Source organism: Tardiphaga sp. P4_G1 (genome assembly GCF_056401215.1).
The window spans coordinates 159,335-181,417 of record NZ_JBFUJU010000009.1; the positions used below are offsets into that span (position 1 = coordinate 159,335).

12 protein-coding genes are annotated in these 22,083 nt (G+C 62.1%); 7 read left to right on the top strand and 5 right to left on the bottom strand.

Annotation, left to right across the window (positions count from 1 at the left end):
- The first annotated feature begins 203 nt into the window (after positions 1–203).
- A complete protein-coding gene (locus tag AC1DUY_RS22160) occupies positions 204–1,418 on the top strand; it encodes a GGDEF domain-containing protein (RefSeq protein ID WP_478117104.1) in 1,215 nt (404 codons plus the stop codon).
- A gap of 217 nt (positions 1,419–1,635) precedes the next feature.
- Here the strand turns inward: AC1DUY_RS22160 and AC1DUY_RS22165 are convergent, their stop codons facing one another.
- The 4 genes from AC1DUY_RS22165 to AC1DUY_RS22180 all read right to left on the bottom strand — a co-directional run bounded on the left by AC1DUY_RS22165 (position 1,636) and on the right by AC1DUY_RS22180 (position 4,396).
- On the bottom strand, positions 1,636–2,478 hold the full coding sequence (locus tag AC1DUY_RS22165; protein WP_478117106.1) for a universal stress protein: 843 nt from the start codon (positions 2,476–2,478) through the stop codon (positions 1,636–1,638).
- Positions 2,479–3,311: 833 nt separating this feature from the next.
- Positions 3,312–3,617: a hypothetical protein gene (locus tag AC1DUY_RS22170; protein ID WP_478117108.1), complete on the bottom strand. Its 306-nt coding sequence runs from the start codon at positions 3,615–3,617 to the stop codon at positions 3,312–3,314.
- Between the two features lie 107 nt (positions 3,618–3,724).
- A complete protein-coding gene (locus tag AC1DUY_RS22175) occupies positions 3,725–4,012 on the bottom strand; it encodes a GCG_CRPN prefix-to-repeats domain-containing protein (RefSeq protein ID WP_478117110.1) in 288 nt (95 codons plus the stop codon).
- 75 nt (positions 4,013–4,087) lie between these two features.
- Positions 4,088–4,396 carry a hypothetical protein gene (locus AC1DUY_RS22180; protein ID WP_478117111.1) on the bottom strand — a complete coding sequence of 103 codons (309 nt, stop codon included), beginning with the start codon at positions 4,394–4,396 and terminating at the stop codon, positions 4,088–4,090.
- 178 nt (positions 4,397–4,574) lie between these two features.
- Between AC1DUY_RS22180 and AC1DUY_RS22185 the strand changes: the two genes are divergently transcribed.
- Together AC1DUY_RS22185 and AC1DUY_RS22190 are read left to right on the top strand one after the other, a co-directional pair.
- Positions 4,575–5,285 (top strand): response regulator, encoded by a 711-nt coding sequence (locus AC1DUY_RS22185; protein WP_478117113.1) that lies wholly within the window; start codon positions 4,575–4,577, stop codon positions 5,283–5,285.
- 24 nt (positions 5,286–5,309) lie between these two features.
- Positions 5,310–6,647 (top strand): ATP-binding protein, encoded by a 1,338-nt coding sequence (locus AC1DUY_RS22190; RefSeq protein WP_478117115.1) that lies wholly within the window; start codon positions 5,310–5,312, stop codon positions 6,645–6,647.
- Positions 6,648–7,223: 576 nt separating this feature from the next.
- Here the strand turns inward: AC1DUY_RS22190 and AC1DUY_RS22195 are convergent.
- Positions 7,224–7,355 (bottom strand): sigma factor-like helix-turn-helix DNA-binding protein, encoded by a 132-nt coding sequence (locus AC1DUY_RS22195; protein WP_478117267.1) that lies wholly within the window; start codon positions 7,353–7,355, stop codon positions 7,224–7,226.
- Between the two features lie 238 nt (positions 7,356–7,593).
- Here AC1DUY_RS22195 and AC1DUY_RS22200 point away from each other — a divergent pair, with 238 nt between their 5' ends.
- The 4 genes from AC1DUY_RS22200 (at position 7,594) to AC1DUY_RS22215 (ending at position 21,952) form a co-directional block, all read left to right on the top strand.
- Positions 7,594–8,268: a secretin and TonB N-terminal domain-containing protein gene (locus tag AC1DUY_RS22200; protein WP_478117117.1), complete on the top strand. Its 675-nt coding sequence runs from the start codon at positions 7,594–7,596 to the stop codon at positions 8,266–8,268.
- Positions 8,265–8,780 carry an RNA polymerase sigma factor gene (locus AC1DUY_RS22205; protein ID WP_478117119.1) on the top strand — a complete coding sequence of 172 codons (516 nt, stop codon included), beginning with the start codon at positions 8,265–8,267 and terminating at the stop codon, positions 8,778–8,780. Before AC1DUY_RS22200 ends, AC1DUY_RS22205 begins: the two co-directional genes overlap by 4 nt.
- A 78-nt stretch (positions 8,781–8,858) precedes the next feature.
- On the top strand, positions 8,859–9,860 hold the full coding sequence (locus AC1DUY_RS22210) for a FecR family protein (RefSeq protein ID WP_478117121.1): 1,002 nt from the start codon (positions 8,859–8,861) through the stop codon (positions 9,858–9,860).
- A 167-nt stretch (positions 9,861–10,027) separates the two neighbouring features.
- Positions 10,028–21,952: a filamentous haemagglutinin family protein gene (locus AC1DUY_RS22215; protein WP_478117123.1), complete on the top strand. Its 11,925-nt coding sequence runs from the start codon at positions 10,028–10,030 to the stop codon at positions 21,950–21,952.
- Positions 21,953–22,083 lie beyond the last annotated feature (131 nt).

Consider the following 22,083-nt stretch of genomic DNA (forward strand, 5'->3'; position numbering starts at 1 on the left):
AGGCTGGCCTGGGAAGCGCGCCAGTTCACATCGATTTTAAAAAGATCAACCCAGTTCTGGTGCAGCCATCCGACCGGTGACCGTCAATCAACTCGCATTTGAGGCATTTCGGATCGAATTTTATAGTGTTCTTTGGCTACGAGGCACCGTGCCCAAGCCGTGCGTCGCAACGGCTTGGGCGCCTATTGGAAAGTTTGAGCGAGATGGATGGGGTCATCGTCAAGACAACGCTCCAACTGATCACGCCCGGAATATTGTTCGTCTTCGGGGTTGCTTTCGTCTGCGCGTGGCTCATGGAGAAAAAGCGTAACTACCTGCTTTTGCTGGCCGGCGCGTGCGTCCTGTTTGCCCTCGGTGCGATGTCGCAGACCTTGAGCTTGCCGCCCGGCGTGGGGGCCAATGCCATTGTGTCAGGCGCGCTCTACACGTCGGCGGTTATTGCCGCCATGGAGGGCATCCTGGTGCGTTCGGGAAAGGGGTTCGGTCCGGTCATCGATATGGCGATCCTTGCCGGCTTCGTTCTTCTGCTCGCCTATTTCTTTTATATCGATCGTAATCTGATCGCCCGGGTCTACATCCAGAATTTCGGTTACTGCCTCCTGATGCTGATCGCAGCGGCGCGGCTCACCGCTTTGGCGCGCGGGCCGTATGTCGATCGGGCTCTGTTCTGGGTGCTGTTGCTGTTCGGGTTGCATTTTTTTCCACGAACCTTGCTGACCGTCGGATTTTCCGCGCCGATTGACAAGATCACGTTCGGCAATTCGATGTTCTGGCAGGCACTTCAGCTTTCTCTCGCCGTGCTTGGCGCTGGCCTGGCGCTGGCCATCCTCGCCGCGGCGGTGTCCGACATGATCGACGATCTCCGCCGCGAACGCGATCTCGATCTGTTGACCGGCATCCTGAACCGGCGCGGCTTTCAAGAACGGGTATCCGCCCATCTGCTCAAACACGGACCGAGCCGCGCTGCGCTCGCCTTGTGCGACATCGACAACTTCAAGAGCATCAATGATACCCTCGGTCATCACGTCGGAGACGATGTCCTCGGAGAGATGGGGCGCATGCTGCGCAACGCGTCCCGCAAACGCGATATTGTCGGGCGACTGGGCGGCGAGGAATTTGCGGTGTTCCTTCCGGATACAGACGAACAGGAAGCGGTTGATTATGCCGAACGGTTGAGGACAGCCATCGAGCAGAACAGCTTTTCTGTCCTGGGGGGAGCGAGGCAGGTCACTGCGAGCTTCGGCGTGGGGAAGCTGCAGCCGGGAGATAACTGGCCGAGCCTGTACAAACGGATTGATGGGCGACTTTACGAAGCGAAGCGGACCGGCCGAAACCGCACGATTTCGTCAGCGTCACCGAGCGCTGTGATCGATGCACGCGCTCGCGCAGAACGTTTGCGATTGGACCGGGCAACGTAGTCAGGATTGGCTCGCTCCGGAATTCGAACCAGGATCAGAGGGAGGCCACGCAGTTTTCGGCATGCCTGCCAAGGAGCCAGCTAGGCACAATCCCGCTCCGAATCGCATAACTTACGTTGTGGAATAAATCTGGGATCGATTGTGATGCGCTGCAGAACAGCGATATGGCCAGCAGTCGGACTACACATCTAGTCGGCCGAGACCTCCAATTTATAGATCAATGGGCGATCAGCGTCGGGACGGTGATGTTCCTGAGCAGTGATCGGGTGACGCCGCCGAAGATGAATTCTCTGGTTCTCGCATGGCTGTAGGCCCCGAGCACGATCAGGTCCGACCCATCGTGGGTTGCGAATTCGCGGATCACGTCGGCGATGGCTTTGCCATCGGACAGTCGTTGTTCGACGGTCGCGATGACGCCATGCCGGCAGAGATAGTGCGCTACATCGGCGCCTGGCTGTTCGCCGTGGGATGCATTCTTCTTCGCATCAATCACTAGCACGGTAACAGATTGCGCGGTCTTCATTAGCGGCAGTGCATCGCTAATCGCCCGCCGCGCCTGGCGGCTCGCATTCCAAGCAAACAGGATTCTGTTAGCGACACCGTCGCTGATCCAGCTCTCCGGCACGATCAAAAACGGAACACCAGTCGCCAGCAACATGCCCGCCGGAGTTCCCTGCGCTGGCAGGCCGCCTGGCGACGGATAGCCAACGATGACTAAGTCGCTGTGAAGCGAATGCAGGCGTGCCAATTCGTCGGCGTTGTTGGCCTCGATGGACCTGAATTCAAAGGTCACGCGCTCGCGGCCGGCTAGGGCTTCGAAATTCTTGATGGCTCCCGCAGCCGCCTCCCGCTCGAACAGGCTGTGGCGCTCGACCATTTCGCGCACGGCAACGGCTCCGGCGACGAAGCCATCGGCGGGATTTCGCCGCCAGCCTGTGGGCGCGATGAACACGCCGATCAGGTGCGCGTCGTGCTCAGCAGCAAGGCGGACGGCATAGCGGGTCCGGGCCTCGCCTCCTGGCGAAGGGTCGACGAAAACGATCAAAGACTTGATGGCCATGGTGCCTATCCGTTCTTCCGCGCGTCGCACCGGTTGCCAGTCGCAGTGCGAGCGATCTGCCCGGATTGCGCTGGCGGGCCGTCTACAGCGGGCCAATCCATATGTAAGACGGCGTTCGTCCGGTACAAAGATGACGTTGGCCTGCCAAGGGGAGGTACCGACGCCCCCGTGTATGTTGCACAAGCAGCAGCATGGTCCGGCGGGACTGAACAACCCCTGAACGAATCAGCGGACAGCGGCAAGTGACGTTCTCACCGCGCAATCTCTTCGGCCGACGGATATTGAGATCGAAGTAAACGCCATCGAGCGTGGCGGCGCCGCTATTTGCTTAGGTGCTCTGCAACAAGCCCGAGTCGCATGACATAGATAATAGAATACCAACCTAGACGTGTGAAGCGATTAGCGACTATGCCCGTCGGCGCGTCCGTTCTATACCGTCATTGATCTCGCTGTGGCATGCCTCTACAGCTAGCTCACGCGAGCGAAACGTGGCCGGCCCTTGTACCGAGCGATTGCCCGGATAAATGTTCCAGCGCCAAAGCCCCGGCTGGACCTCCTGCACTTCGTATTGAACTGTTCGATGTAGCATTCGGCGCAGTCCCCGATCCCAACGGGGGTATATCACAGATAGCGCGGCCAAACTGAAAATCGCGAGTCGGCCTTCGCAGAACATGTTCGCTGACAAGCTAACGACTCCGCCCCCGGGGGGTACCCCGGGTTATCGCGTCTGCCGAGGTTGAACTACATCGGCACCAGTGCTGCGAGCGAGGCCGGGTAGCGGGTACGCGATCTCGTACGCGTGGCCTTTAATCGGGCAGGGTTCGGCGAAATCGCTACGTTCGTGGCCCTGGAGGTCCTTTAGCTGCTGTCAAACCATCTTTGCAGGCCTGAGATAATTGATCTCGTTTCTGCAACATACATTCCTTGATCCGGCCGCCGCCCGGAACAACAGCCGCACATAAAGTACGGACGTCCGAAGAGCAGGCCTGCCGGATCGCCGAATTCGGTTGCGGAGATGTCTGCGCTTCCGCCGGAAGAGCGAAAGCCAGAATAACGAGCCAGCCAAAAATCAGAATCCAACCCAATAGCCCCGTGTTTATCTCGGGCCGCCAGTCGGGCGATTTCATCATGAACTTCATCGTATGTTTGTCCTCATGGTCACGGGAGCTGGTTAGTTCCGCCGATGCGGGTGGTGATGCGATTCTCCGCTGACGTCGAATAGGCGTGTTGCGTGTGTTCTCGGGGATCACCATGCGCAAACTTGGACTGGCCCCAATCGTCCTGGTCGCCACCAACAGCGGTGGTACGGCGCAGCATATGCGTAAGGCCCATATGCATAGGGATAGCCGTTTCGCCGACAGCCGCCCCAGGGGCCGCGGTGCCATCCAAGCCCACAAAGTCCGCGGACCTGAATGATGTCGGTTGAATCCATACGGCTTGGCAGTATCGGCGCTGCTTCGACACTCGTGGTCGCGAGCAGAACTGCCGCTCCAATTCCAAAGGTTGCGATGATTCTTTTCATAGTAGGCCTCATTGCTGGTTGTGTAGGAGAATTTCGGCCGCCGGACGAAGGGGGCTCGGCTCGTCCGGCGGCCGCGGCAGCAGCCTGTCAATAGCGAGAGACAGAGCCGCTGCGCGTTACGCTGTTGCCGTTCGGACCGGAGGTGGTGCGCGAGTAGCTGAAACTATCGGGACTAGTTCGCGAGACACTACCGGTTCGAGCGATGATTCCGCCGTTTGGGCCGGTTACGGAGCGTGAACGCGAGCATGTGCCGCCATAGCAACCGCCCGAAGCTGCGCCGTGATACGTACCGCGCCACGTCGTTACGGTGCCGTTGCGCGTCCAGGCGACGGCGTCCGACAAGGTGGCCAGACTGATCGTTCCGGCGACCGACAACGACACAAGAGCGAGCTTCATAGATTTCTCCTTTGCGGTTGTAGCTCGGCTGTTGCGTCATCGCCGGCTGATTGCATGGGAGCCATCTTCACAGCCGTTCTTTGCGCGGGCATTTCAGGAGAGCCCAGTTTTGTAACGTTTTGTAACGATTGCAGGCGAGCCGTTGCCTCGGCGCGAGCCAGCTTTAAAATGGCGATCCATGGCAGAGCGAACCATCTTAATCGTCGAGGACGACCGCGAGATACGGTCCTTGCTCGCGGACTTTCTCGGACGAGAGGGATTTAAAACGACCTGTGCGGCTGATGGTGCCGCGATGGATAAGGCGCTTGATCATGCGCGTCCCGACCTGGTCGTACTCGACATCATGTTGCCGGGCGAAGACGGTCTTTCCATCTGTCGAAGACTTCGAGCAAAAGGCAATCTTCCGATCCTCATGCTTACAGCAAGGGGAGAGGATGTGGATCGGATCATCGGACTCGAAATTGGAGCTGATGACTATCTGCCGAAGCCGTTTAATCCGCGCGAGTTACTTGCGCGTATTCGCGCAATTTTGCGTCGGGTAGATAGTGCCGGAGTTAAAGAGGCAAAGAGCCGTCTCGCCTTCTGCGCACTGTTGGCGGATTTGAATTCCCGGAGTGTTGTGACAGCTGGCGGTGCTTCAATTGATCTGACATCGGCGGAATTTGATCTGCTTGTCTGTTTCTTGGAGCGCCCAAAACGTGTGCTTTCGCGCGATCAACTCCTCGACTGGACTCGGGGGCGCAGCGCCGATCCGTTCGATCGCACAATCGATGTTTCAGTCAGCCGTCTGCGCCGCAAGCTCTTCGGTGCAGATCCCGCGGCGCGGCAAATCATAAAGACGGTGCGCAACGGCGGCTATCTCTTTGCCGCCGATGTGCAGGCCATCTGACGATCTCATCAGGAGAATTTTTCCATGGGCCGCATCACGATGGCGAGTCGGCTGACTCTGATTGTTGTCGGTGGTCTCATCGTAGCTCAGTTACTGACGCTTGGTGCATACTTTGTCGACCGTCGCCATGCCGCCGAAGGTGCGACCTTTGCCCCGCTGCTCGGGCAGATCGCAGCACTCACGCTCCTGTTGGACAAGGTTCCAGATGCGGACCGTTCGCTAGCTTTGCGCTCGGCTGCCGGCACCGGATTTCTTCCAAGCGTTCGTCCTGATGTTCCTGATGGCGTCTCCGATACGCCGCCGATGCGGCTTGCTGAGCGGCGATTACGCAAGTTGCTTGGCGATGGCGACGAACGCTTTATCGCTCTGACGCTTTTAGCCGACAGCCAGCGCGGCACTCAGTTCCGCAAGCTTATCAACTCGCGACTGCATGCCGTTATCGGACTGAAATCGGGCGACTATCTTGAAGTGCGGACCACCGGCGACCTCACGATGCGGATCTTGGGTGTTCCCGTAGGATTGGTTGCTGGAATACTCGGTATATTTGTCGCCATCGTTGCGCTCATCGCGGTTCGCCGTGAGACGCGACCGCTATCCGAGCTCAGCGCGGCTATCGAGCGATTCGGGCCGACTCTCGAATTGAGACCAGTTGCGGAGCGAGGAGCACCTGAGGTCCGCGCGCTGGCGCGCTCTATGAATATCATGCAGGCGCGTATCGTCGAACTGGTGCGTAGCCGAACTCTAGTGCTTGGCGCCATCAGCCATGACCTTCGCACCTATCTCACTCGCCTCAGGCTGCGCCTCGAAATGCTTCCCGAAAGCGAGCAGCGAACCAAAGCGTCATCCGACCTGGATGGCATGCAGGCCTTGGTGGATGATGCACTGGCATTTGCACGAGTTTCATTTGGAGATGGTTCGGACGAAGCGGCGGACCTTTCGTTCGTAGCTCAGGTGGAGCTGGACGCACGGATTGCTCTTGGCGACAACGTAACGCTGTCTGGCGCGGCAGCTCCTCTTTTTGTACGAGGATCCACCACCGCCCTCGCAAGGGTTGTAGCAAACCTCGTAAGTAACGCACTCGCTTATGGCGGTTGCGCCGAGCTGTCGCTGCTCTCATCGGAAGTGTGTGTGGAGCTACGTGTGGAAGATCGTGGACCAGGCATCCCCGCAGATGCGCGCACGACGGTGTTTGAGCCGTTCTATAGACTGGAACCATCGAGAAATCGCGACAGCGGTGGAGCGGGTCTTGGGCTTACTATCGTTCGGCAGATCGTGGAAAGCTACGGTGGCCGGATAGTCATTGAAGAAAGACCTGGGGGCGGTGCACGGGTCCGTGTGCATCTTCGGCATAGTGGTAAATGACCGGAAATGTAAATGCACTGCGGAAACAGCGGGCGTTTGGTAAAGAATTTTACGTGGTCGCGGCGCGAGAAGACAATGAGATCCTAATTCGCATAAGTTTCACTATGGAATAGACACCTAGACCGCTGGCGAAGCGACTAACCGCGAGTCGCCTGTCGGCGCGTCCGTTCAATGCCGTTATTTATCTCGCCATGGCATGCTTCAACAGCAAGCTCGTGAGCGAAACTTGGCGGGCCCCGTACGGAGCGATTGCCGGGATAGATGTTCCAGCGCCAAACCCCGGCTAAACCTCTTGCACGTCGTATCGCGCTGTTCAATGTAGCTTCGGCGCAGGCCCCATTCCCCGTCGGAGTATATCACAGTTGGCTAAACTGAAAATGCGAACTGGCCTATTCGAGCAAGTTCCGGGAAACAACCTGCTTGTTTACGCCCTTCGTAGACATGCCCCAGTGGAGTCATGGGATCGAGGGCGGTCCCCGAAGAGACAACCGAGGCCGGTGCTGCGTTTGATGCGGTCAGCCTAGCCGAAGGCTTTGCTTGCGGCGCCGTCCAGCCCGAGAAATATCAACGTACACGTCACGCAACAGGCGAACGAAGCCGCGTAAGCTCGGGCCTTCTCCAGCGCCTAATTTCTACTTGACGTACCCGCTCCCGTGACACGCTCAACTCTCCGGCCAACTCGTCAAGAGTTAGAGGACTGTCCGACAGCCATCATGCTTCGATGATGCGCCGTTCGCGGGCGGTAATTGCAGCCGATAGAAGGCCGCACTTGATTGATGGCGCCATGACGATGGCGACGATGCGCTCCACCAGATCGTCCTTCAGTTAGCTGTTTTAAAGCGCCTCAGCGCTGGCTATCGAGTGGCCTTTGACATGAGATTGTTATATCGCGTGCCTATACCTAGCCGCGCCATGACGCTCATGTGAATGCGTGAAGGGATATTGTGTGCTGGATGCGTCGTGCTCAGTCAAAAACTGGCTCGGCCGCAGGAGCCACGTTGTTGCGCTGGTTGTGGCCGTGCTGTCGGTTAATAGCGCGGCAACTCAGGAGATTCTGTTTTTATTCAATATTCCTGCACAACGACTGGCCGTGGCGCTTGAGCAGTATAGTGCCGTAACGGGGCGGGATCTTCTCTACAACAGCAATCTCGCTGCCGGCCGGCAATCGAACAGAGTACAGGGACGCTTGTCGGCGGACGGTGCTCTCGGTTTGCTGCTTGAAGGCACCGGGCTGTCTGCCCAGCGCATCACGCAGACGTCGTTCGTTCTTTCGCCGGTCTCATCTGCAATGAATCCGTCGACACCCGCTGACTTGGCCGCCTATTATGGGCAGATTCAGAACAGCCTGCGTCAAGCGCTATGTCACGATGGCCTTACCAGACCGGGGAGCTATCGGATTGCCATTCGTTTCCGCGTCGGTGCAGCAGGAACGGTGACGCAATATGAGCAATTCGGTTCGGGCGGCAGCAGCGATGTTGACGCCGCTATTCAGCGTGCCGTAAGTCATATCCGCATTGGAGAGCCTCCTCCGAATGGCTCAGGGCAGCCCTTTGTGATCGTTATCTTACCGCAGGCGCCAGGATTGACGGGATGTGAAACCGTTGCGACGCGGACGCCATGACTAACGCATCTCTCGTGCAAGTACGGCAGCTCTTGATCGACCGCTACGATGAACTTAGGCGGCGTCTGACGGTTCGGCTAGGATCTCCTGACCTTGCCGCCGATGCCCTGCAGGACGCATGGCTGCGGATTGACCGTGTCGAGTCGATCGGAACTGTCCGGAATCCCACAAACTATATTTTCGGGGTCGCCATGAATGCCGCGCGAGATCGGATGCGCGAGGCCAACAGCCGCTATCTCAGTGCCGCTGAAGTCGATAGTCTGCTCGACATCCCGGACGAGGCACCGGCGCCAGCGAACATCGTCGAGATGCGCTCCGACCTGCGGCAGTTAGAAGCGATCCTGCGCGAATTGCCTGAGCGGCAGCGCGACATCCTGCTTGCGGCCCGGCTTGATCAAATGCCGCGAGCCGAGATTGCGCGCCGGTTCGATATTTCGTTGAGTCTCGTGGAAAAAGAACTGCAGCGTGCGCAAGAGTATTGCCTCGCTCGGCGCGATAAATTTCGCATATGAATATGCGGAATTACCCGATGAAAAACGTCATCCCTAAAGAGATCTATGTTCGGCGCGGGCAATCTCAGAGAGACAACTATGACCGGTGCTGAACATGGCGAGGAGGAATTGGATTCTCTGAAACGGCAGGCAATCGTCTGGGTTCAGCGCCTGACTTCCGGCCGGGCCACGTCGGCGGACGCCGATGCGCTTAGGCGCTGGTGCGGCCTTAGCCCGGACCATGCGAAGGCCTTTGCGGCGGCGCGCCTGCTGTGGCGTGACCTGCAGGCTGCTGGCAGCAATCTGCGGCGCCACGACCAGCAAGCAAGGGGGCGCCCGATTACTCGCGGGAACGCGATACTCGGGCGACGAGCATTCCTGGGCGGTGGTTTACTGGCGGCATCGGTCGCCGGCGCCTATGCCGTAGTCCGTCCGCCGCTGGAGTTGTGGCCGTCCTTGACCGAGCTGGCGGCAGACTACCGAACCGGAACGGGGGAGCAGAAGAACCTGGCTCTGTCCGACGATATTTCGATCCGGATGAACACGCGGACCAGCATCGCCCGCCAACCGTCCGAGGTCGGGACCGACAGGGTCAAGCTGATCGCGGGCGAAGCGTCGTTCTCGACCTCGCAACAGGCTCACAAGTTTTCTGTTATCGCTGCCGACAGCGAGATTGCTGCCACGTCGGCTCGGTTCGATGTCAGCTATCTGCCCGGCGGCGACAGCGCAGTTGTGTGCGCTACATGCCTGCAAGGCGAACTGAACGTTCGACGCGGGGATGAGACGTCACTCGTCACAGCCGGGCAGCAGCTGAGATATGACCGCGGCGGCGCCAAGCATATACGCACCATCGATCCAGAGATCGCAACGGCCTGGCATCAGGGCGTCCTGATTTTCAGGTTCACCCCGTTGGACGACGTCGTTAGCGAGATCAATCGTTATCGACCGGGCAGAATCGTCGTCATGAATGCGCAGATCGGCCGGGTTCCTGTCAGTGGTCGGTTTCGCATCACCCGACTGGACGACATTCTTACCCAGTTGGAGCAAGCATTCGGTGCCAAACTCCGCTCGTTACCCGGTGGAGTCGTTTTGCTGAGCTGATTCAGCGTTCTCGGGCGACATTGCCCGAGCGTCTGCGGGCGCGTCTGACACGAAACTTTCACAAAAAAACTCGTGTGGTTTCGAAGGACCTACTCCCGTCACCAAAGTGACGTTCTCTTCATAGTCGGGAGAGCGGGCTGCAACACTGCGGCCGCGCAGGAGTGTCCATGTCCGATCTCGCTTTTGTTCGCCGTCGTCGCAGCAATGAGTTCCGTCGTGCGTTGCTCACCGGAACGAGCCTCGCTGTTCTTCTGATGACAGCACACGCGGCTTACGCGCGGCCCCTGAGCGGCGGTGCCACCGGCGTGGTGCCGGCGCCGACGGTCGCCTCGGATGCGGCGGCCTATGCGGCGCAGCAGGCGGCAGCGATGGCGCGGCAGACGCAGAATTCGCTGGCGCGGGCGGCGAGGACGATCCTGGACGTTCAGGGCATGCAAGCCGCCGCACGGGCAGCTGCTGCCGCTCGTCAGACGTCCACCACAGCGCCCGTTATCGTGCCGAACGGGCTCGGCGCCGGTGGCCTGCTTCCGAACGCTCCCGCTGGCTGGACCGGCGCCAATGCGCCGACGCAGAGCGTGGACAGTGCGGGCCAGACCCAGGTCGGGATCCGGCAGACCGAGTCTCGGGCAATCCTGAACTGGCAATCGTTCAATGTCGGTGCGCGGACCACGCTGACTTTCGATCAACAAGGCAACGCCAACTGGGTAGCGCTGAACCGCGTGAACAACGCGACCGCGCCCAGCCAGATCCTCGGCAACATCAAGGCCGACGGTCAGGTCTATGTGATCAACCAGAGCGGCATCATTTTCGGCGGCAACAGCCAGATCAATGTCGGATCGTTGATCGCTTCCAGTGCGGGGGTCACCGACGATCAGTTCCGCAAAAAAGGCATCTATTCGACCCACACCGGGACGACTTACGCGCCGTCGTTCACCGCAGCCGGCGGCAAGGTTGTGGTTGAGGCGGGGTCTTCGATCAACACCAATGCGCCGTCGTCGGTGACGTCTGGCGGCGGCTTCGTGCTGCTGCTGGGTTCATCAGTTGAGAATGCCGGTTCGATCGGCACGCCGAAGGGCCAGGCGATGCTGGCAGCGGGCGACGACTTCATCCTGCGTCCAGGCCTCGGAACTCAGGCCAATACGGCTTCCACGACCCGTGGGGGTGAGGTCGCGCCGGTGATCGCGGTCGGCAGCTCGAGCGGCAATGTCACCAACAGCGGTTTGATCTTCGCCCAGCAAGGCGACATCACGCTGGCTGGTCGCACGCTCACTCAGAGCGGCGCGTTGATCGCCACGACGTCGGTGAACACCCGCGGCACGATCCATCTGCTCAATTCGGCCTCGGACAGTGCAGGCAACATCACGCTCGGTGCCGGTAGCCTGACCAGTGTGATTCCCGAACTCGACAGCACCGAGACGGCGCTCGACAGCCAGCGTGATGCGCTGATCAAAGCATCGACCGCCGCCAACCTGCTGCGTGCTGGCAGCACCACCGGTGTCTTCGATAATCTCTCTTTGCTCGCCGACCGCCAGGACCAGTCCCGCGTCGAGATCGTCACCGGCGGCATCGTGACCTTCAAGGGCGGCTCGACCACCTCGTCACAAGGCGGTCAGATCGCGGTGTCGGCCGGCAAGCGCATCTTTGCTGAAGACGGTGCCTCGCTCGATGCCTCCGGCGTGCGCAATGTTGCGCTGGCGATGGCCTCCAACAACATCAAGGTCAACATTCAGGGCAACGAACTGCGCGATAGTCCGCAGAACCGCGATTCCGACGTGCTCAAGAACAATGACGTCTGGATCGATGTGCGCAGCCTCACGCTGGTCCCCGCCGGCACCGGCGGATATGCGTCGGATCGCTACTACACAGCGGGCGGGCTGCTTGAGGTCGGTGGCTATCTCGGCACTACCACCCACAAGATTGGCGAATGGGCAGCCATTGGCGGCAGCATCACGCTGGCGGCACCCGAAGTGATCGCGCAGAAGGGATCGACCTTCGACATCTCCGGCGGCTCGCTGGACTATGCCGCTGGCTGGATCCGCTCTACCAATCTGATCGGCAGCGATGGTCGCCGCTACAGTGTGGATCAGGCGCCGGCCGATCTCGATTTCGTAAACTTTGCCGGCGGTTTTTCTCGAACCCATAACATCCAGGGCCAGGTCGATAAGCGGTTGACCGAAACATGGTCCAGCATTTTTGACCGCGGCCGCACGTCCATGCGCTGGGAAGACGGCTACAGCGTCGGCCGCGATGCGGGCAGGCTGGTTCTATCAACGCCGACGAGCATGTTCGAGGGCGATATAATCGCCAAGGTCGTCAACGGCCAGCGCCAGAGCGGCGTGCGGCCGTCTGGCGTCGCCGACAGCTACAGGCTTACACAGAATACCGCGGCGCTGCCGGGCACGCTGGCGCTTCAGGGCTATGGTATCGTCAACAACATTCCGACGGTCTTGGCCTCAGACACGCAGGTCACCTTCAGTAACGCCGCGGCGCCCGCCGATCGCACCGGCACGAGCTGGTTCAGCGCCGATGCGATCAGCAGCTTCGGCCTCGGCGGCCTCACCGTTTGGTCGACCAAGGGCATCGCCGTCGTCGATGCCGTGATGCTGACTCCCGGAGGCAACGTCGATTTCGCCGCGCCAAGCATCGACGTCCATGCCGCTCTCACCGCGCGCGGCGGCAGCGTGTCGCTCGGCAGCCTGGCCGGTTCGGTGGGGCTGATCGATGCCAATGGCGCGGTCCATATCGGACTGCATGGCGGCGCCACGATCGATACCCGCGGGTTGTGGATCAACGCGCTCACCGATCCCTACGCCGATCTGTCGCGCCTTGCCTTTATCGATGGCGGCAAGGTTTCGCTCAAACTGACCGGCGGCGACAATACGCAAACCACCAAGTCTGGCGACGTCACGCTGGACAAGGGCTCGCGGATCAACGCTTCCGCGGGCGGCGCGATCCTCGCCAACGGCAAATTCACCGGCGGTAAGGGCGGCGACATCACGCTATCAACCTTCGACTGGACCGACACGTCGCATCAATCGTCGCTGATCGCTGCAACGCTGACGCTGGACGGCACGCTGGCTTCCTATGGCTTCAGCAAGGGCGGTGCCCTGACGATCCGCACCGGCGCACCGGTGGTGATCGGCGAGGCGACGGTCGATCTCTCCTCGGGGCAATTGCCGGCGGGCGTTGCCGCGCCCTACAGCCTCACGCTGACGCAGGATTTGGTCATTCCGGCCGGCGTGCCGCTCCCGGTCGACGCTGTGAGAACCTTCACCGTGGGCACGTCGCTTGTCGGAATCCCGATACCGGCGAAGCAGGCAAACGGCCCAATACAGGACAACGGTGCGACCACTGCCGACTGGGCCAACGTCCCGTACGATCTCACTTACGCTGCGCCGGGCAGAAGGGATGTCTTCTTACCGAAGGGCGGCACACTGCCGGCCGGGAGTATTCCCACCTTCCGATTTGCGGGGTTGCCCGACGACGCAACGATTACCATTCCGCAGGGTGTCTACGCCACATTCACAGCGAGATATTACCCCCTGAATGCGGCCTATGCTGCTGGAAATATAGTGCCCTTCAATTTGACGCTGCAAGCGGGCATCAACATCCCGCGCGGCGCAGTGTTGCCGCAGACGGCGGCGGTGCAGGTCCCACTGCAACTCGATCCCGGCCTGTTCGGCTCCGGTTTCTCCAACTATGCGGTCAATGGCAATCGCGGAGTCTACGTCAGCGACGGAGCCAAGGTCGATGTGACTATGCCCGTCTATCAACTCTCGGCGTCGGCCTATGGGCTGGCGGCCGGCAGCGATCGAGCACCTGCGGCAGATCTGGTGCTGCCGTCGCTCTATCTGGAAAATCCCAACAAGGGCACGCTGACCCAGCGGGCGGGCGCCAGCCTCGTGCTCGCAGGCAGTGAAATCAGGGTCGGCAGCGGCGCCAGCGTGGCAGTCGATCCCGCGCAGTCGATCCGTTTGACATCATCGAACCGGATCGTCGTCGAAGGCGAACTGCTCGCCCATGGCGGCACCATCGCCTTGCTGCCTGATCTCACAGCTGCGATTTCCAACAATAACAACGGCGTTCTCTGGATTGGAGAGGACGCGCTGCTTGACGTCTCGGGCGCGGCAGCCACCGGCATCGACAGTCGGGGGCGACGCTACGGTTTTGCGCAGGCCGGCGGCTCGCTGCTGATCGGGCTGGAGAGCAACTCGTCGACCGCCGACGCCGTTGGCAACTGGTCGATGCTGAATGCGATGGGGACGCCGGTGGTGATCCGGCCAGGTGCGCGGCTTCTGGCCAACGGTGCAGCCGCGACGATCGATGTCGCGCAGGCCTATGGTTTGTCCAGCGCGGCCACACCTGTCGCGCTGGCCGGTGAGGGCGGTCTGATCCGCATCGGTTCGACCAAGAGCATCTTCAACGACGGATTTCTGGAGGCGCGCTCCGGTGGTGCCAGTGCGGCTGGCGGCACGCTCAATTTCGTGCTCGAGTCCATGCTTGTTGCCGCTCAGCAGGGCTCAGTGCTGGATCCACGGTCGCGCATCGTGACCGTGACGCAGGATAGGGTCGGATCAGGTCTCAGCGCCGATCTGACACCTGCGGACGCCGGGGCTCTGCCAGTCGGTCAGGCGCGCATCAGTGCCGCCGAAGTCGCGGCCGGCGGATTCGCTACGCTCGACCTGTGGTCGCGGAACAAGTTCACCTTCGCTAGTGATGTCTCCCTGAACCTGCCAATGTCCCTGTTACTGCATCGCGGGATGCTCACGCATACAGAGGCAGCGTCGAGCGTCGTTCTGGCTGCGCCATATGTGCTTCTGGATGGCGCCGCTGCGGTCAAGGACGCTGCAGCGATAAACCTGGATGTCGGGGCTACCAACTCCGGCAGCCTGACAATCTCTGCTGCGCTCATCGATGTCTGGAATGCAGTGTACTTCGGTGCATCGTCTTCGTTCGGCGCGGTGCAGGATCGAGGCTTCGCGCATGTCGCGCTGAATAGCTCTGGCGACATCCGCTTCGCCGGGATCAGATACCTCCGCGATGCCTTGTTCGACCCCGCCGACCCAGCCAGCTACGCGATCGCCCCTGCGGGGCTATATTTGGGGGGAGGAAATCTCACCATCACCGCCTCGCAGCTCTATCCGGTCACTGGCGGGGTCGGGGTGATACAGGTCGGCCCGAACCAAAACCCGACCGTCGGCGATCCCAACTGGACGCTGACCATCAACGGCCTCGGCGACAACCCCGCCGTGCCGCTATCGGCGTTCGGATCGCTGACCCTGAATGCGCCGACTATCCATCAGAACGGTATCGTCCGCGCACCACTCGGGACGATCGCTTTCGGTAAAGAAAATTATTCCTATTATGACACTGTCAGCGGGGGCACTGTACAATATGTCTCGCATGTCACGCTCGGCGCCCGCAGCACCACCTCGGTCAGCGCCGACGGGCTGACAATGCCCTATGGTGGCACCGTGGACGGACTGTCCTGGCTCTATAACAAGGAGACAGTTTATTTTTCCGATCTGGCGACGTTCAACGGCGGCGTCGCCTTCGCCAGCGCGACGCTGACGGCCGAGCCGGGATCGCTGATCGACGTCTCCGGCGGCGGTTCGCTGACCGGAGCAGGCTTCATTACCGGACGCGGCGGCTCGGTCGATGTGTTGCGCACCGCATTGGTCAACGCCAATCCGGCCAACACCTACAGCACTGCGAAAGCGCAGGTCTATGCGCTGGTACCCAGCAATGCATCCGCCTACGCGCCGGCGACCCCCGACGCTGCGATGCCGGCGATCGGCAGGCAGATCACGCTGGACCGCGCGGTCGGCGACTTGCCGGCCGGCACCTACACTTTGATGCCGGCGACCTATGCACTGCTGCCGGGCGCCTACCGCATCGAGCTCGGAGCAAAGACCACCCTTGCTCAGGACGCTGTCCGGCTGGCCAACGGCTCCTATGTCGCCACCGGCATGCTCGGCACGGCCAATACAGGTTTGCGCGACTCATTGTCGACGCGGGTGATCATCACCCCGGCGGCGACGGTCCGCACTTATTCGCAATATAACGAGACCAGCTACAGCCAGTTCGCCATCGCCAATGCCGCCACCTTCGGCGGGGTAACCCCGCGCCTAGAGCGCGACGCTTCGTCGATCTCGATCGATTTTGGCTCCAACACCGGCAATGTGCTCGACTTCCGCGGCAGCGCCGACCTTACCGCCGACGACGGCGGCCAGGCCGGCACCTTGTTCGTGACCACTAGCAGCAGACTGGGCCTCGCCACCGCGATCGAGGTGAGGGCGGTGGGTTCCGCGGCAACCGCCGGCATGGCCTCGGTCACCGCCGAACACCTGTCGCGTTTCAACGCCGGCACGCTGGCGCTCGGCGGCGGCTACAGCCTCCAGAACGTGGTCAATCCGCAGGCGGTGGGCCCCACAACGTTCGGGTCGCAGGTCGTCCTCGCTGCCGCCTCCGATAACACGGTTCTGCGCGCCGGTGCGGTTCTTAAGGCCGGGCAGGTGTTCCTGCTGGCCAAGAACGCGGTCACCATCGAAAGCGGCGCGACGATCGACACGCGAGAGGGTGCCACCAACCTGCTCGATTCCTCGTTGGGCTACGTGTTCAATGTCTCGTCTCCCGGGAATGGCCTGGGCAGCAGCGCCGCGCTCGCGGTCGGCAACGGCCAGCTGAACTTTCTCGGCGCGACGGGCGGCTCCTCGCCCAGCACCATCGCCATCGCGGATGGCGCATCGCTCCTGACGCGTGGCACCATCGCGCTGTCGAGCAGCGGCGCGCAGACGCTCGGCGATGTCAATCTCGAAGCACGCTATCTCGCGCTGGCGGCCACGGCTTTCAACATCGGCAGCGCGCAAAGCCTCAATGATGGCGGCAGCACGGGCGGCATCAACCTGACCCAGCAAATCATCGATCGCCTGCTCGGATCGAGTACGCCGCTGGAGCAGATCACGCTGGCGGCCAGCCAGTCGATCAATTTCTACGGCAATGCGCGGCTCGACCTGACCGGCAAGGCCGGCGTGGCTCCAACCCTGGTGCTGGCGACGCCCGCACTTTATGGCTGGGGCGCCGTCTCGGACCAGGCCTCGATCGCCGCCGACACGGTAGTGTGGAGCGGCGTCAGCAGCGGCGTCGGCGTGCCGGGCAGCCCGTTCGTCAGCGCCACCCCCGGCGCGGTGACGGCAGGTGGTGCCGGCACCGGCGCCGGCAGCCTGACCATCGATGCCCGCAACATCGTGTTCGGCTATGCGCCGGGCGCCCGCAGCCAGGACCAGACCGCGCTCGACCGGCTGGCGCTCGGCTTCTCGGTGGTGAACCTCAATGCCCGCGAACGCATCACCGCCAACAACCGCAACACGCTCTCGGTCTATGCCTCGGGACCCAACCCCGGTGCGGGCTTCGACGCTAAGACCTATGCCGGCCAGGGTGGCGCGCTGAACCTCGTCACGCCGCTTTTGACCGGCGAGGCAGGCTCGTCGATGACCTATCGCACCGGCGGCGGCCTGAGCGTCAGCGCGCCGGCGGCGGGCGCCGCGGCGACCGCGTCGGTCACCGCACTCGGCGCCGACATCCAGCTGTTCGGCAACCAGGTTAGCATCGATACCGCCGTGGCGCTGCCGAGCGGCCGGCTATCCATCACTGCAGGCAATGGCATCGTGCTCGACCGCCGCGCCGCCATCGACCTCGCCGGCCGCGCGGTGCGTTTTTTCGACGTCACCAAATATAGTTGGGGCGGCGATCTCGTGTTGGAAGCCACCAATGGCGCCATCACCCAGGCGGCCACGTCCAGCATCGACATCTCGTCGACGCGCGGCGAGGCCGGGTCGATCACGGTCACGGCGACCGGCAACGGCGGCACCGTCGAATTCGCCGGCAGCCTGGCCGGCGCCGGCCGGCAGGGCGTAGCCTCCGGCAGCATCGATCTGCGCGTCACCAGCCTCGCCGATTTCGCCGGCTTCAACCAAAAGCTGAACGGCGCCGGCTTCTTCGAGGCGCGCAGCTTCGTGATCAAGACCGGCGACCTCACCATCGGCGACGAGGTGCGCGCCAGGACCGTCGCGATCTCCGCCGATGGCGGCTCACTCACCATTAATGGCCGGATCGACGCCTCGGGCACGCATGTCGGCAGCATCTCGCTGGCGGCGCGCGACGACCTGACCCTGGCCTCAACCGCCGTTCTCGACGTCCATGGCACGGTGCTCGCCGTTGATGGTCGCGGCGCGCCGATCGAGGCCAACAATCGCGGCCACATCGAATTGACCGCAAAGATCGGCACGCTGCGGCTCACTCCCGGTGCGACGCTGGACCTGTCGACGCCGGGTGGCGCCTATGGACAGGTGGTGCTCAACGCGCCGCGCACCGGCGAGACATCGGGCGACGTCAGGATCGAGGCCGGCGGTCCGCTCGCGATCAACGGCGCCGCCAGCATCGCGCTGAACGCGTTCTGGACCTACACACTGCCGGGCGGCAGCGTGATCACCCAAACCACGCTCGATGGCTACGATGCGGCGAATGTCAGCTTCATCAACGCCGCGCTCGGCAATGGCGGCTTGCAGACCCGCATCGCTGGTCTCACCGCCTATGGCAGTGCCTTTCACCTACGGCCAGGCGTCGAGATCGCTTCGAGGGGCGATCTCTCCACCGATGGCGATCTCGATCTGTCAGGCTATCGCTATGGCGCCAATGCTAACCGCGACGCAAGCTCGGCCACCTATGGCGCCGGCGAGCCGATGGCGCTGGTGATCCGCGCCGCCGGCACGCTCACCGTCAAGGGCAGCATTTCCGACGGATTTGTCGGCACGCCCGGCATCCCGGGAACGCCGAATATCTATGACGGCGTTGTCGATATTCCCGCGACATTCGATCCTGACGGTGCAGGGGGTTACTACAGTTTCGACTATAGCACCGAATACTACATGGCCACGGATTGGGTCGTTCCCAATACGCCGAGTTATGAGTTCGGACTTTACCTCGGCAACAACTCCTACAATCCCGGCGATACCGTCAGGGCGGGAACTCCGTTGTATTTAGGAGAGCTCTATATCGACCCAGGCGTTACGTTGCCGGTCATCGCCGCGACGTTTACGGCCGGCATCCCGAGCATTCCAGGCCAATCCGGCGCATCGGCGGGCGCGGTCATGCAGGCGTCGGGCACGCAAAGCGCTTCGCTGCGGCTGGTCGCCGGCGCCGATCTGGCGTCCGCCGACCTGCGCACGCTTGCGGCCGCCTCGGCATTGCGCGCCGTCGGACTTGGCTACGGCAGCCTGGTGCTGGATGCGCCGGTCACCACCAACCCGAACACCGGCCTTGAGGTCGCCTCGGTCCTGCGCACCGGCACCGGCTCGCTCGACCTGCGCGCCGGCGGCGATTTCAAGCAGAATTCGCTGTACGGCATCTACACCGCCGGCACGCAGGTGGCCGACACCGATGCCTATAACAAGACGGCGTCGGACACTCAGCGCATGTACTTCACTGATCACGGCGGCGATTTCAGCCTGACCGCCCAGGGCGATCTGCGTAGCTATGGGATCGAATATACTGATAGTGGCACGAACAGCAGCGATCCGTCCAACTGGCTGTGGCGTCAGGGTAACCCGTCGACGGGCGAGGCGACTTCCTGGGGCATTTATTTCGGCGGCTTTTCCGGCATCGGTACTCTCGGCGGTGGCAATGTCCGCGTGACAGCCGGCGGCGACGCCGGCTCCACCAGCAACTGGAATGTGAGAGACAACAGCGCGCCATATACGCACTCCGACGACTCCTTCAATCTCGTGGTCGCCGGCAGCGGCTATGTCGCGGGCGGCACGCCGAGCCAATTCGGCGGCGGCACCCTGCAACTCGATGTCGGCGGCCGCATCAATACCGGCGTTTATACCAACGGATCCCTCACCGATTTCCTGGGCTACGGCACCGGCGCCGTGGTCAATCTGCGCGGCGACACCGCAATCGAGGCCGGATCGGTCGGCCAGCTTCTGAGCAGCGGCTACGGCCTGCGAAATCCCGACGGTTCGTCCATCTACGACCCGCGCGCCGCCGACACCACCCAGCCGCGCGAGCGCACATTCTACACGCCGCTGCGGCTGGTGACTGCCGACGGCACCATCGACCTGCAGTCTCGCGGTACGGCGGCCGTGCTCACGGCCACCGATCTGTCTCCGAACGGTGTGTCGCTCTGGACCGAACGCAGCGGCACAAGGTTGTTTTCGGCCGGCGGAAGTCTCAGCCAGCTTCCGGTGGCGGGCCCGGGTGCCGGCAATAGCGACAATCTGATTTTCGATCCGGCCAACTTCACGGCCATCGCGCCCTCCGGTTCGATCACTGTGGCACTGATGCTGTCCCCGACCAGCACTGGACGCCTGGAATTGCTGGCCGGCGACAGCCTGTTCGGTAAAGCCATCATGACCAGCGGCACCACGGCGACCGATCTTCATGCCGGCGACCACGATCCGATCCGCCTCTATGCGACGGCCGGCGACGTGATGCTGACGGTCGGTGACTACTACAATAACGCCAGTCTCGGTAACGCCACCCAGCTGCTCGCGGCCAAGCCCGTCGTGATGCGGGCGGGCCGCGACATTCTCACCAATGCCTATATCCTCAACAACGATCCGACCGACGTCTCCGTCATCTCCGCCGGCCGCGACATCCTGAACTCCGTGATCGGAATCTGGGGGCCGGGCCAGCTCGAGGTCTCGGCCGGCCGCAACATCTATCAGAGCGACAAGGGCGATCAGTACCTGAGCGACAGGGGTTCGATCATCTCCTATGGCGCCGTCGTCTCCGGCGACACGCGCCCCGGTGCCTCGATCTCGGTGATGGCGGGCGTCGGCGCTGCCGGGCCGGACTATGCGGCGCTGGCACGGCTCTATCTCGATCCGGCCAACCAGGCGGTGGCGGGCACGCCGCTCGCCGACCAGCCCGGCAAGGTCGCCAGAACCTATCAGGACGACCTCATCGCCTGGCTCAAGGACCGCTTCGGCTATGTCGCCCGCGACGCCGCCGATGCCCGCGCCTATTTCGCAGCGCTGGCGCCGGAGCAGCAGAACATCCTGCTGCGCCAGGTCTATTTCGCCGAACTGAAGGCGGGCGGCCGCGAATACAACGATCGGACAAGCTCGCGCTACGGATCCTATCAGCGTGGCCGTGCTGCCATCGCCGCGCTGTTTCCGGCCGACCGGACCTATGACGGCGATATCACAATGCTCACAACGGCGGCCGCGCTCGGCCCCAATGTCAGGCCGGGCGGCGGCATTCGCACATTATTCGGCGGCGACATCCAGATGCTGACGCCGGGCGGCCGACAGATCATCGGCGTCGAAGGGCAGGTGCCGCCCGCGACATCGGGCGTCGTGACGCAGGGCGCCGGCAACATCTCGATGTATTCTAAGGACTCGATCCTGCTCGGCCTCTCACGCATCATGACGACCTTCGGCGGAAATATCCTGGCCTGGTCGGCGCAGGGCGACATCAACGCCGGCCGTGGTTCGAAAACCACGGTGGTCTACACCCCGCCGAAGCGGACCTACGACATCTACGGCAATGTCGCGCTGGCACCGGTGGCGCCGTCCTCGGGCGCCGGCATCGCGACGCTCAACCCGATCCCGGAAGTCCCGGCAGGCGACATCGACCTGATCGCCCCGCTCGGCACCATCGACGCCGGCGAGGCCGGCATCCGCGTCTCCGGCAACGTCAACCTCGCCGCATTGCAGATCGTCAACGCGGCCAACATCGCGGTGCAGGGCTCGTCCTCGGGCATCCCGACCGTGCAGGCGCCAAGCATCACCGCCGCGCTATCGACATCGAACGCAACGGCGGCAACGCAGCAGACGACGACACCACCGCAAGGCAGCGGCAACGCGCAGCCGTCTATCATCATCGTCGAAGTACTCGGCTATGGCGGGGGCAGTGACTCGTCGGCCCAGCCCGAAACGGAAGATGCGCCGAAGCGTCGTCGCCAGAACGACGACCGACAAAGCTATGATCCAAACTCAATGTTTCAGGTCGTCGGTAGCGGCATCTTGAACGACGAGCAGAAAAAGAAGCTGACGGATGAAGAGCGGGCGAAAATGTCTATCAGGTAGCGCTAGAGCGATTTGCGCGCGGGCAAGCGGTTGTGAACGGCTGTCACGAATAGTTTCACATCAATCGAGCAGCAGCGGCGTTTCAATCGTAGCACCAACGGCGCGTTTATCCGCACTTGCGGCACGGGCCC